Here is a 12,979-nt window from a genome sequence, read left to right as displayed (position 1 = left end):
ATACCCCCAATACCGATAATGTGGGGATAGTTTAATTCAACAAATACATGGCCTTCGCATACGTTTAGCATGAGGTCCATGACATGACGACCGAACGGATGGCACTTCCATTCGACAAGTAAGCCTCAAAGGAGCTGACGGGAATGGCAGGTTCAGAGAGTGTCGAGAAACTCGAGGATGGCATCGTCCGTTCCGCCGAGCAGGTTTCCGGACAGATTCGCGCGGCGAAGGAGGCTATTTCCACCGTCATTTTCGGCCAGGACCGCGTCATCGAAAACACGCTGGTGACGATCCTTTCAGGCGGCCACGCGCTCCTGATCGGCGTGCCCGGCCTCGCCAAGACCAAGCTGGTCGAGACGCTCGGCATTACGCTCGGGCTCGATGCCAAGCGCATCCAGTTCACGCCGGATTTGATGCCCTCCGACATCCTCGGCGCCGAAGTGCTGGACGAGAGCAGCGCGGGAAAGCGCTCCTTCCGCTTCATCTCGGGCCCTGTGTTTGCGCAGCTGTTGATGGCGGACGAGATCAACCGCGCCAGCCCGCGCACCCAGTCGGCGCTGCTGCAAGCCATGCAGGAACAGCACATCACCGTTGCAGGCGCGCGACATGACCTGCCAAAGCCGTTTCACGTGCTGGCGACGCAAAACCCGCTGGAGCAGGAAGGCACCTATCCCCTTCCCGAGGCGCAGCTCGACCGCTTCCTGATGGAAATCGACGTCGACTATCCCGATCGCGACGCCGAGCGGCGCATCCTGTTCGAAACCACCGGCGCCGACGAGACGCTCGCCAAGGCATCGATGAACGCCGACACATTGATCGCGGCGCAACGGCTGGTGCGCCGGCTGCCGGTCGGCGACTCCGTGGTCGAGGCGATCCTGTCGCTGGTGCGCGCCGCGCGCCCGAGCGGCGAAGGCGAGAAGCTGATCGCCTGGGGGCCCGGTCCCCGCGCCAGCCAGTCGCTGATGCTGGCGGTGCGCGCCCGCGCGCTGCTCGACGGGCGGCTTGCGCCTTCCGTCGACGACGTGCTCGATCTCGCCGAGCCCGTGCTGAAACACCGCATGGCGCTGACCTTCACGGCGCGCGCCGAGGGGCGCACCATTCCCGACGTTATCAGGCAACTGAAGACGCGGATCGGTTGATGGCCGCACCCGACAAGAACGAGGCCCTGGAGATCACAGCAATCCGACGTGCCGATGGCGAAAGCCGTACGCTCGCCGCTTCGCTGCCGCGCCTCGTCCTTGAAGCCCGCCGCATCGCCGCCAACGTGATCCATGGCCTGCACGGCCGCCGCCGCGCCGGCGCGGGCGAGAACTTCTGGCAATACCGCCGCTTCGTTTCCGGCGAGCCCGCCGCGCGCGTCGACTGGCGCCGCTCGGCGCGCGACGATCATCTCTATGGCCGCGAGCAGGAATGGGAAGCCTCGCACACCGTGTGGATCTGGCCGGACCGTTCGCCCTCGATGGCGTTTGCCTCGCGCGAGGCGCGCGACAGCAAGCTGGAGCGCGGCCTCATCGTCGCCTTTGCGCTCGCCGAGCTGCTCGTCGCCGGCGGCGAGCGCGTCGGTATTCCCGGGCTGATGAACCCGACCGCAAGCCGCGCCGTGATCGACAAGATGGCGCAGGCGATGCTGCATGACGATGCAACGCGCGCCAGCCTGCCGCCGTCCTTCGTGCCATCGGCGCTGGCCGAGATCGTCGTGCTGTCCGACTTCTGGTCGCCGATGCCGGAGATCAGGGCGATGCTGGCGGGACTGTCGTCGTCGGGCGCGCACGGCACGCTGATCCAGGTCGTCGATCCCGCCGAGGAGACCTTCCCCTATTCAGGCCGCGTCGAATTCGTCGAGCCCGAGGGCGGCGAGACCATCACGGCCGGCCGCGCCGAAAGCTGGATGAACGACTATGTCGCGCGCGTCGCGCTGCATCGCGACGAAATCCGCGCCGAAACCAACCGGCTCGACTGGCTGTTCTCAACCCACACCACCAGCCGCTCGGCGGCGGAGCTGCTCTTGTTCCTGCACGGCGGCATGATGGTGAGCAAGGGCGGCACGCGCTCGACCGTGAAAGTGGGGCGAAGCGCATGATGGGCCTGCCCCTCACCTTCGCTCAACCGTTGCTGCTGCTGGGGCTGTTGAGCCTGCCGGTGCTGTGGTGGCTGCTGCGCGTGATGCCGCCGCGCCCGCGCCGCATCGAATTCCCGCCGACCAGACTGCTGTTCGAGATCGCGCCGAAGGAAGAGACGCCCTCGCGCACGCCGTGGTGGCTGACCTTGATCCGCCTCGCCGCCGCGGCGCTGCTGATCATCGCCGCCGCGGGCCCGATCTGGAATCCCGCAACCGGGCTCGGTGCCAGCAATGCCCCGGCCGTGATCCTGCTCGACGACGGCTGGAGTTCGGCCGCGAGCTGGGAGACCCGCATCAAGGCCGCCGACGAGCTGATCGCGAAGGCCGACAACGACCGCCGCGGCGTGGCGCTGGTCGCGCTCTCCGAGACTGCGCGCGACATCACGCTGCTGCCGGCCGGCACTGCGCGCGTGGCATTGCGCCAGATCTCGCCAAAACCGTGGTCGGTGGAGCGCGTCGAGACGCTGCCCGCGATCGAACGCTTCCTGAAATCGACCGGCGATGCCGAGATCGCCTGGCTCACCGACGGCACCGATACCGGCCGCGGCAGCGAATTCCTCGAAGGCCTGTCGAAGACCATCGGTGAGCGCTCGCTGACGATCTTCGAGGGTGCGCCGGCGCCGCTGGCGCTTGCCGCCGCCGAGAACGCAGCCGCCAAGATGACCGTGAAGGTGCTGCGCCCTGCCGGCCGCGCTTCCGTCGGCACCGTGCGCGCGGTCGATGCCAAGGGCTCGCCCATCGGCGAAGCACGCTTCGTCTTCACGGGCAGCGATCGCGAGACCGAAGCTTCCTTCGACCTGCCGGTCGAGCTGCGCAACGACATCGCGCGGCTGGAGATTGCGGGCGAACGTTCCGCCGGCGCGGTGCAATTGCTCGACAAGCGCTGGCGGCGGCGCGCCGTCGGCGTGGTGTCCGGCGCGACCAGCGACACCGCGCAGCCGCTGCTCGCCGCCAACTTCTATCTCGCCCGCGCGCTCTCGCCCTTTGCCGACGTGCGGCTGGGCGATCGCGGCGCGCCGCAACAGGCGATTGCGCAGTTCCTCGACCAGAAGCTGCCGATGATCGTGATGGCCGACGTCGGCACGCTGTCGCCGGAAATCCGCGAGCGGCTCAACACCTGGATCGAACAGGGCGGCGTGCTGGTGCGTTTCGCAGGGCCTCGCCTCGCGCAGGCCGACGACGACATGGTGCCCGTAAAATTGCGCCGCGGCGGCCGCACGCTCGGCGGCAGCCTGACCTGGGAGAAGCCGCAGCACATGTCGGCCTTCGCCGGCGACGGACCGTTCGCGGGGCTGGCCGTGCCGAAGGACATCACCGTCAGCCGCCAGGTGCTGGCCGAACCTGACGCCGCACTCGCCACCAAAACCTGGGCGCTGCTGGAAGACGGCACGCCGCTCGTCACCGGCGAGCGCCGGGCCAAGGGCGTGGTTGCCCTGTTCCATGTCGGCGCCGACATGCGCTGGTCGGACTTGCCAATGTCCGGCAGCTTCGTCGAGATGTTGCGGCGGATCGTCGACATGTCCGGATACACATCGACGCCGGGCGCCGGTGCCGCAGGCGAAGGCGCCGTCGAGATGGTGGCACCCTTGCGCACGCTCGACGGATTTGGCGCGTTCGGGCCGCCGCCCTCGACCGCCAAGCCGATGCGGGCGGATTATCGCGACCGCGCCACGCCGGAACATCCGCCCGGTCTCTATGGTCCGGCGGAGGGCCCGATCGCGGTGAATACGCTCGCCGCCGCCGACCGCCTCGCCGCGCTCGATACGTCTGCGCTGCGCGCGCAGCGGGCGACCTACACCAATGCCGAGCCGCGCGACTTGCGCGGCATCCTGCTCGCCTCCTCGCTCGCGCTGTTCCTCATCGATGCCGTGATCGTGGCGCTGCTCGGCGCCGGCCTTGCCGCGCTGCTGCGGCGCTGGCGCGCGGCACCGGCCTCGCTCGCGCTGGCGCTGGTCTTCGCGCTGACAACTGTCTCGCCCTCGCAAGTGCGCGCCGACGCCGCCAGCGACGACTTTGCGATGCGCGCGGTCTCGCAGACGCGCCTGGCCTATGTCGTGACGGGCAATGCCGACGTCGATGCAATCGTCAAGTCCGGGATGGCCGGGCTGACGCTGTTCCTCGCCCAGCGCACGGCGCTGGAAGCCGGCGATCCCGTCGGCGTCGATCCCGCGCGCGATGAGCTTGCCTTCTTCCCGCTGATCTACTGGCCGGTGATGCCCGGTGCGGCCAAGCCTTCGCAGGACACCCTCAACCGCATCGACGCCTACATGAAGCAGGGCGGCACCGTGCTGTTCGATACCCGCGACGCCGTCGAGGCGCCCCCCGGCGAGAACGGCGCGACGCAGACGCCGGGCATGCTGACGCTGCGCAACATCCTGTCCTCGCTCGACGTGCCCGAACTCGAGCCGGTGCCGCGCGAGCATGTGCTTACCAAGACGTTCTACCTGCTGCGCGATTTTCCGGGCCGCTATACCACCGGCCAGACCTGGGTGGAAACCCTGCCGCGCAGCGACGACGACGAGGCGGCCTCGCGTCCGGCACATGGCGGCGACGGCGTCTCGCCGATCATCATCACCTCCAACGACCTCGTCGGCGCCTGGGCGCTGCGTCCCGACGGCCAGCCGATGCTGCCGGTCTCGGGCGGCGACATGCGCCAGCGCGAATTCGCCTTCCGCGCCGGCGTCAACATCGTGATGTACACGCTGACCGGCAACTACAAGGCCGACCAAGTGCACGCGCCGGCGCTGATCGAACGGCTGGGGCAGTAGCGATGCAACTGCGCGCCCACCACAACAAGATCGTCATGCCCGGGCTTGTCCCGGGCATCCACGTCTTCTTTCTTGCCGAGCTGCAAGTCGTGGATGGCCGGGCCAAGCCCGGCCATGACGATGGGGAGGGCTTGGCGTAATGCAGTACGGTATCGCGTTCACCCCCCTCGTCCCGACGATCGTGCTGTGGATCGCGCTCGGCGCCATCGCCGTGATCGGCACGTTGCTGCTGCTCGGCCGCTCGCGCGGCGCCGCGGTGCGCGTGTTCGCGCTGGCGCTGGTGCTGCTGGCGCTCGCGAACCCGTCGTTCACCCGCGAGGAACGCGAGCCGCTGTCCTCCGTCGCCGCCGTCGTGATCGACAAGAGCCCGAGCCAGAATTTCGGCGAGCGGACAAAGGAGAGCGCGCAGGCGCAGGAGGCCCTCGTCGATGCGCTGAAGAAAGTGAAGGGACTGGAAGTCCGTCTCGTCGAGGCCGGCCAGGCCGACGGCGAGACCGACGGCACAAAGCTGTTCGGCGCTCTCGCCTCGGCGCTGTCGGACGTGCCCGTCGACCGCGTCGCCGGTGCCTTCCTGATCACGGACGGCCGGGTGCACGACATTCCCGCCAATGCGGGCGCAGTCGGCTTCCAGGCGCCGGTGCATGCGCTGGTCACCGGCCGCAAGGACGAGCGCGATCGCCGCATCGCGATCTCGGCCGCGCCGCGCTTCGGCATCGTCGGCCAGCCGCAGACCATCACCTACCGACTCGACGACCAGGGCGTCACCGGCGAGCGCGCCAGGATCACCGTGCGCCGCGACGGCGAGGTGATCAACGAGCGCACGCTGGCGAGCGGCCAGACCGCCAATGTCGAGGTCGACATCAAGCATGCCGGCCCCAACATCGTCGAGATCGAGGCCTCGCCGCTCGAGCGGGAGCTGACGCTGGTCAACAACCGCGCCGTGGTCGCCATCGACGGCGTGCGCGACCAGCTACGCGTGCTGCTGGTCTCAGGCGAGCCGCATTCCGGCGAACGCACCTGGCGCAACCTGCTGAAGTCCGACGCCGGCGTGGGCCTCGTGCATTTCACCATTCTGCGGCCGCCGGAGAAGCAGGACGGCACGCCGATCAACGAGCTGTCGCTGATCGCGTTCCCGACCCGCGAGCTGTTCCAGCAGAAGATCAACGAATTCCAGCTCATCATCTTCGACCGCTATGCGCGGCAAGGCGTGCTGCCGATCGCCTATTTCGACAACATCGCGCGCTATGTGCGCGGCGGCGGCGCGGTGCTGGTGTCGGCGGGTCCCGACTACGCCTCCACGACGAGCATCTGGCGCACGCCGCTGGATACAGTGCTGCCGGCCGAACCCGTCGGCGTGACGGAGAAGCCGTATTACGCGCACATCTCCGACGCCGGAAAGCGCCATCCGGTGACGCGCGGCCTGGAAGGCTCCGCCAGCGAGCCGCCGCGCTGGAGCCGCTTCTTCCGCACCGTCGACACCCGCAACGCTATCGGGTCGCCCGTGATGACCGGCGCCGACGGCAAGCCGCTGATGCTGCTGTCGCGCTTCGGCGAGGGCCGCGTGGCGCTCTTGCTCACCGACCACATCTGGCTGTGGGCGCGCGGCTATGAAGGCGGCGGGCCGCATCTCGACCTGCTGCGCCGGACCTCGCACTGGCTGATGAAGCAGCCGGATCTCGACGAGGAAGCACTGCGGCTGCAGATCGCGGGCAAGGATCTCGCTGTCATCAGGCAGACCATGTCCGACACGGTTGCGCCGGTGACGGTGACCTCGCCGAGCGGCGCCACGCGCGAACTGACGCTCTCGCCCGGCGAGCCCGGCGAATGGCGCGCCACGCTGCCGGCCGGAGAGCTCGGCCTGTGGCAGGCGACCGACGGCACGCTGAAGGCGCTGATCAATGTCGGCCCCACCAACCCGAAGGAATTCTCGGAAGTCACGTCCACCACCGACATGCTGAAGCCGTTGGCGCAAGCCACCGGCGGCGACGCAAGGCGCGTGATCGACGGCGGCAGCCTCGACATGCCACGCATCGTGCCGGTGCGCGCGTCCAGCTTATTCCGCGGCGATGGCTGGATGGGCGTGAAGATGCGCGACGCCAGCGTGGTCAAGGGCGTCGGCGTGCTGCCTGTCTTCACCGGCCTGATCGGCCTGTTGCTGCTGCTCGGCGCCTTCGCCGCGACCTGGCTGCGCGAGGGGCGGTGAGGCGCAATCGCGCCCGGGCGTTGCCTCGATCCCACACCTTCAGTTGATCTGACACACCGTTAGCCGCCTTGCGGTTGACAGCGTCGTCCCCGTCCGATGTTATAATGTAACATCGGTGATCCCATGAAGTGGTTCCGGCGACATATCAAGACAGGTTCGCGGCTGGCGCTGTTCGCGCTGGCGCTGCAATTCGTGCTGTCGTTCGGGCATTTCCATTTCGATGCCGCGCAGGCGGCGGCCGCCATTCAAGGCCAGGCCGATCTTGCTCACGCGCAAGCTCCCGCCCCTGACGCGGCGAGCCAGGCGCAACGGCAGCCGTCCGGCCACGACGACGGCCAGCCGGCGAACGAGCCGTGCGCGATCTGCGCCGTCATCTCGATGGCAAACCAGATGCTGGTCGCGGCGCCGGCGGTGCTGCCGCTGCCGGATGCGGCCGAACAGGCTTTCCTGCTAGCCGGCGCCGAGTTTGCGCTTCCGGGCACTCCGCGGCCGGCGTTCCAGCCCCGCGCTCCTCCCGTTTCCTGACGATTGATCGACGTCCTCCGGCGATCGCTGCGCCAACTGCGCACGATTCCCTCAAGGACAATTCGCAATCGTCCGTCGCCAGCGCGACGGCATCGGAAACGGGACAATGAGAATCCTATCGACCAAGACACTGCTCGCCGCCGGCGCTAGCTGGCTGGTGCTGAGCGCGGAGGCGCTCGCGCAAGGTGCGCCGGCGGCGCTCCCCGACGTCAACGTCACCGCGCCGAGCCCGATCGTGAAACGAAAGCCCGTGGCGGTACAGCGACCGGCCCGCATCGCGCGCGCCGGCACCGGCACCAATCGCGGCGCTGCCGCGCAGGCGCAGCCGGCGCCATCGGCGCCGTCGCCGCAACAGGGCGTGCAGCCCGTCGTCACCGACCAGTTCGCCACCGTCACCGTGGTGCCGAACGAGGAACTGCGCCGTTCCGGCGGCGCCACGCTCGGCGATCTCCTGTTCGCCAAACCCGGCATCACCGGCTCGAGCTTTGCGCCCGGCGCCTCCAGCCGGCCAATCATTCGTGGCCTCGACGTCAACCGCGTCGGCATTGTCGAGAACGGCACCGGCGGCGGCGGCGCCTCCGATCTCGGCGAGGATCATTTCGTGCCGATCGATCCGCTCTCGACCAACCAGATCGAGGTGGTGCGCGGCCCCGCCGCGCTACGCTATGGCTCGACCTCGATCGGCGGCGTGGTTAGCGCCAGCAACAACCGCATTCCCGAGGCGTTGCCGGTTTGCGCGACGCCGTTCAAGGCCTATGGATTGCCGGCAAAGGCGCCGCTGGCGGATGCTTCGTCGGCGCCTTGCGTGACGGCCGAGACGCGCACCGCGGTGAGCTCGGTCGATCGCGGCACCGAAGGCGGCATCCTGCTCGATGCCGGCGGCGGCAACTTTGCAATTCACGCCGACGCCTATGGCCGCAGGTCCGGCGACTACAACATTCCGGCCTATCCCTATCTGTTCGACCAGACGCGGCCGGTGAGCGGCCGCCAGCCGAATTCCGCGGCACAGACCGACGGCGCCTCGATCGGCGGCTCCTACATTTTCCACGGCGGCTTCATCGGCGCTGCGGTCACGCAGAACAACTCGCTCTATCGCATCCCCGGCATCGACGGCTCGGACCATCAGACCCGGATCGATGCGCATCAAACGAAATTCACCGCCAAGGGCGAATACCGCCCGGATGCGGCGGCCATCGAGGCGGTGCGCTTCTGGGCCGGCGCCACCGACTATAAACACAACGAGATCGGCCTTGCCGATGCGGCCGATCCGTCCTCGCTCGGCGTGCGGCAGACCTTCACCAACCGCGAGCAGGAAGGCCGGCTCGAGGTGCAGCTCGCGCCGTTCGACGCGCGCTTTGCAGCGATCACCACCGCGTTCGGCGTGCAGGCTGGCCATCAGGAACTGAACGCGCCCGGCGATGCTCCCGGCACGCTGTTCAACGGCCTGTTCGATCCGAACCGGAACAACCGCGTCGCAGGCTACGCATTCAACGAGTTCAAGTTCTCGGACACGACGAAAGCGCAGATCGCCGGCCGCATCGAGCATGTCGATTTGCACGGCGCGACGCCGAACTTCCCGGCAGACTTCCTGCCGAACGGCGATCCGCAATTCGCGGTCGCGCGCAACCGCTCGTTCACGCCGAAGAGCGGCAGTGTCGGCCTGATCCAGAACCTGCCCTGGGATCTCGTCGCCAGCGTCACGGCGCAATATGTCGAACGCGCGCCAAAGCCGGCAGAGCTGTTTTCGCGCGGGCCGCACGATGCGACGGCGACGTTCGACATCGGCAATCCGAACCTGACCATCGAGACCGCGAAATCGGTCGAGATCGGGCTGCGCCGTGCGAGCGGTCCGTTCCGCTTCGAGGCCACGGCCTACTACACGCGCTTCAACAACTTCATCTATCGTCGCCTCACCGGCGTGATGTGCGACGAGGATTTTGCTTCATGCGGTACACCCGGCGCGGAGCTGAACCAGGCGGTCTATTCGCAGAAGGACGCCACTTTCCGCGGCGGCGAGTTCCAGAGCCAGCTCGATGTCGGCCCGCTCAACGGCGGCATCTGGGGCGTCGAGAGCCAGTTCGACGTCGTCCGCGCCACCTTCGCCGACGGCACCAACGTGCCGCGCATCCCGCCGGTGCGCGCCGGCGGCGGCCTCTTTTGGCGCGACGCAAACTGGCTGATGCGCATCAACCTGCTGCACGCGTTTGCGCAGAACAACATCGCGCCGATCGCGGAGACGCCGACGGCGGGCTACAATCTGCTGAAGGCGGAGATCAGCTACAAGACGAAGCTCGATCCGAGCTGGTTCGGCGCGCGCGAGATGACGGTCGGCCTCGTCGGCAACAATCTGCTGAACGAAAGCATCCGCAATTCCGTGTCCTACACCAAGGACGAGGTGCTGCTGCCGGGCCTCGGCGTGCGGGCGTTCGCGAATTTGAAGTTCTGACTCCAGCTGTCATCGCCCGCGAATGCGGGCGATCCAGTATTCCAAAGACCGATCGAGACTCCCTGGGAAGCCTCGGCGTACTGGATGCCCCGCTTTCGCGGGGCATGACAGGAGAGAGTGCGCGGCGACCTACTTCGCCTTGCTCCAGTCCGGCCGGATCGCGCCGGAGACGCCGTCGAATGCGCCGTCGACGAGTTCGGCGACCAGCAGGCGGCTGTAGTCGACCGGGCCGGGCATGGTCGCCCTGCCCTTCGGCACCGCCTTGAAGCCGACGCGGCCGTAATAGGGTTCGTCGCCGACGAGGAGGACGAGGCGATGTCCCGCCTTCTTCGCATCATCAAGCGCACGGTCGAGCAGCGCGCGGCCGACGCCTCGCTTTCGGAACGGCGGCTCGACCGTCAGCGGACCCAGCATCAGCGCCGGCGTGTCGCCGATGCAGATCGGCAATTGCCTAACCGAGCCGACGAGAAGCGTGCCGATCCGCGCGGTAAAGGACAGGTCGAGCAGATGATCGACATGCTCGCGCAGCCGATAGGCGCTCAGCACGAAACGGCCGGGCCCGAAGGTGCGCTCGTGCAGGCGCTCGATCGCGTCGGCGTCGTTGGGCTTTTCCGGGAGGATGGTGAGGGAGAGATCGTTCATGGCAGGGCGTTTTCAAGCGAAGTGGGCACCGGTTCGCGTCAAGAAAACGCGTCAGACGAGGTTCTGGGGGATAGCATCTGCGGCGGGCCGGGTCCATCGCCCCGCACGTGCCGATTTGGGTTCAGCGCTTGCCGACCGGCGGCTGGGACAGATAGGCGAGCAGCTTGATCTCGCGCCGGCCGCGCGTGACGGTATCGAGCACGAGTCCCGATGAGACCGACAGCATGGCAACGATCATCAGGCCGGTCGACAGCACTGCCGTCGGCAGCCGCGGCACGACGCCCTCCTCCAGCCAGGTGATGACGATCGGGATCGCGAGGCCGATCGACACCAGCATCAGGAATACGCCGATGGCCGAGAAGAAGCGCAGCGGCTTCTCCGACCGGTAAAGTCTGAGGATGGTGCCGAGGATGCGAAAGCCGTCGCGCCAGGTGTTGAGCTTGCTGAACGAGCCCTCGGGCCGCGCGTAATATGGTGTCGAGATCTCGGCGACCGGCAGCGCGAGCTCGAGCGCGTGCACGCTGAGCTCGGTCTCGATCTCGAAGCCATCAGACAGCACCGGGAATGATTTCACAAAGCGGCGCGAGAACACGCGGTAGCCGGACAGGATGTCCTTGAATGCCTCGCCGAACACCGAGGCAAGGAACGTCGTCAGCATCCAGTTGCCGGTGCGGTGGCCGGGCCGGTAGGCCGCGACCGACTGGTCGACGCGAAGGCCGACCACCATGTCGAGATGCTCGGCGAGGAGCTTTTCGATCATCTTCGGGGCGCTGGGTGCGTCATAGGTGGCGTCGCCGTCGACCAGCACATAGATGTCGGCGTCGATGTCGGCGAACATGCGGCGCACCACATGGCCCTTGCCCTGGTGCGTCTCGCTGCGCACTTCGGCGCCCGCCTCGCGCGCCACCGCGACGGTGCGGTCCTTTGAATTGTTGTCGTAGACGTAGATGGTCGCGGCAGGCAGGGCTTTGCGGAAATCGGCGACGACTGTCGCCACCGCCGCCTCCTCGTTGTAGCACGGCACCAGCACGGCAATGCGCAAGCCTGCCGCCGTCATCGCCCTGCCACCATCGAATCAGCCCTTTCCATGGACGCTTATACCGCAATCAGGCTTTGGCCGGTTGCGCAGGCGCGGGGTTATCCGCGGCCGTCTCGCGCGGCGCGAGGGTGGCGAACAGGAGGCTCCACAGCGACAGCATTGCGATCGGGACGGTGTAGTACGGCGTGAACACCGGGTGGGTCATGAAGAAGATGATGTTGACGGCAAGATTTGCGGCCACCACCAGCACTGCCGGCCGCGCACCGCGCCGGCGCCAGATCGCGACGGTCCAGGCGACGGCGGCGACGAGCAGGAAGAACTGGACGTCGACCAGATAGGACCGCAGCACCGTCATGTCGATCCCGGGCGGCACCGCGTCGACGCCGCCATATGTGGTTGCGAACGGGCTGCCCGCATTGACCCAGTTCGATGCCAGCGTCGGCGCGATCCCGACCAGAAGGGCGACGCCGAAGGCAAGCCCCTCGAAGAATGTCTGCCTGCTGCGCGCGAGCAGGAATGCCGCAAGGAAGAAGATGCAGTAGCCCGCCGATAGAAACAGGTTCGGCAGGCGGAAGGTGGCGGAGAGCCCGATCAGGAAGCCGACGACAGCCGCAAGCCACAGCCGTTCACGCCAGGCGGCGGAAGCGAACAGCCTCGCGGTGAAAAAGCCGGCCAATGCGCAGACGATCATGGTCGGCGCCATCGAATAGCTTGCCTTGGTCGGGTTGATCATCAGATAGAGCGCAGCGAGACCGAAGATCGCTGAGAGCGCCAGCGTCGCCGGCGAGGACGCGCGGAACAGCGCCACCAGCGCCATGGCAAACACGGCGAGGCTCGCCGTGACATAGAGCGGTATCACCTGGAATCCGGCCGGAAACAGCGCCAGCACGGCGCCCGTCCCGGGCGGATATTGCAGCACGTTCCTTTGCGTCCGCTCGATGAAGGGATGGCAGGGCGCCATGGTGGGAACGTTCCACTGGTCGAACCCGATCTCGCGCAGCTTGCCGGCAAGATAACGGTCATCGTCCCTGGTGACGTTGGTGTCGAATCCGGCGAGGCCGAAGCGCTGGAACAAGTGAGCCTGCCTGAGATAGCAGACGTCGTCATAGACGCCGCGGCTCTCGTTCCAGCGCGAGATCGCGAAAATGTTGCTCGCCAGCACCGCAAGGAAGAGGACGCCGACGATGATCTTGGCAAGCTTCATGGCTCGGTTCCGGCTACGTGCCGCCAGCTTCTA

At 67.5% G+C, this 12,979-nt stretch carries 10 protein-coding genes; 7 read left to right on the top strand and 3 right to left on the bottom strand.

Features of this window, described 5'->3' with window-relative positions; translation table 11 throughout:
- The first annotated feature begins 143 nt into the window (after window positions 1-143).
- The 7 genes from HZB49_RS01035 to HZB49_RS01005 all read left to right on the top strand — a co-directional run bounded on the left by HZB49_RS01035 (window position 144) and on the right by HZB49_RS01005 (window position 10,061).
- Window positions 144-1,139, top strand: a complete 996-nt coding sequence (locus HZB49_RS01035) for a MoxR family ATPase (protein WP_291608584.1) — start codon at window positions 144-146, stop codon at window positions 1,137-1,139.
- The gene (locus HZB49_RS01030; protein ID WP_291608583.1) at window positions 1,139-2,080 is read left to right on the top strand and encodes a DUF58 domain-containing protein; all 942 of its coding nucleotides are present in this window, start codon (window positions 1,139-1,141) and stop codon (window positions 2,078-2,080) included. The genes HZB49_RS01035 and HZB49_RS01030 overlap by 1 nt, the downstream gene beginning before the upstream one ends.
- Window positions 2,077-4,887 carry a DUF4159 domain-containing protein gene (locus HZB49_RS01025; protein WP_291608582.1) on the top strand — a complete coding sequence of 937 codons (2,811 nt, stop codon included), beginning with the start codon at window positions 2,077-2,079 and terminating at the stop codon, window positions 4,885-4,887. Before HZB49_RS01030 ends, HZB49_RS01025 begins: the two co-directional genes overlap by 4 nt.
- Before the next feature lie 2 nt (window positions 4,888-4,889).
- Window positions 4,890-5,027, top strand: coding sequence for an ABC transporter (locus HZB49_RS01020; protein ID WP_291608581.1), 138 nt, complete (start codon window positions 4,890-4,892; stop codon window positions 5,025-5,027).
- Window positions 5,027-7,090, top strand: a complete 2,064-nt coding sequence (locus tag HZB49_RS01015; RefSeq protein ID WP_291608580.1) for a hypothetical protein — start codon at window positions 5,027-5,029, stop codon at window positions 7,088-7,090. The genes HZB49_RS01020 and HZB49_RS01015 overlap by 1 nt, the downstream gene beginning before the upstream one ends.
- Window positions 7,091-7,213: 123 nt before the next feature.
- Window positions 7,214-7,615 (top strand): DUF2946 family protein, encoded by a 402-nt coding sequence (locus tag HZB49_RS01010; RefSeq protein WP_291608579.1) that lies wholly within the window; start codon window positions 7,214-7,216, stop codon window positions 7,613-7,615.
- A 106-nt stretch (window positions 7,616-7,721) separates the two neighbouring features.
- The gene (locus HZB49_RS01005; protein ID WP_291608578.1) at window positions 7,722-10,061 is read left to right on the top strand and encodes a TonB-dependent receptor; all 2,340 of its coding nucleotides are present in this window, start codon (window positions 7,722-7,724) and stop codon (window positions 10,059-10,061) included.
- A gap of 129 nt (window positions 10,062-10,190) precedes the next feature.
- Here the strand turns inward: HZB49_RS01005 and HZB49_RS01000 are convergent, their stop codons facing one another.
- From HZB49_RS01000 to HZB49_RS00990, 3 genes are all read right to left on the bottom strand, one after another.
- Window positions 10,191-10,703, bottom strand: a complete 513-nt coding sequence (locus HZB49_RS01000) for an N-acetyltransferase (protein ID WP_291608577.1) — start codon at window positions 10,701-10,703, stop codon at window positions 10,191-10,193.
- A 121-nt stretch (window positions 10,704-10,824) separates the two neighbouring features.
- Complete coding sequence (locus tag HZB49_RS00995; protein WP_291608576.1) at window positions 10,825-11,760, bottom strand: glycosyltransferase family 2 protein; 936 nt, start codon at window positions 11,758-11,760, stop codon at window positions 10,825-10,827.
- Window positions 11,761-11,809: 49 nt separating this feature from the next.
- Window positions 11,810-12,946 carry a hypothetical protein gene (locus HZB49_RS00990; protein WP_291608575.1) on the bottom strand — a complete coding sequence of 379 codons (1,137 nt, stop codon included), beginning with the start codon at window positions 12,944-12,946 and terminating at the stop codon, window positions 11,810-11,812.
- Window positions 12,947-12,979 lie beyond the last annotated feature (33 nt).

It is taken from the genome of Bradyrhizobium sp., from assembly GCF_016219575.1.
GTDB lineage: Bacteria > Pseudomonadota > Alphaproteobacteria > Rhizobiales > Xanthobacteraceae > Bradyrhizobium.
This window is presented reverse-complemented; position numbering and strand designations above follow the sequence as displayed.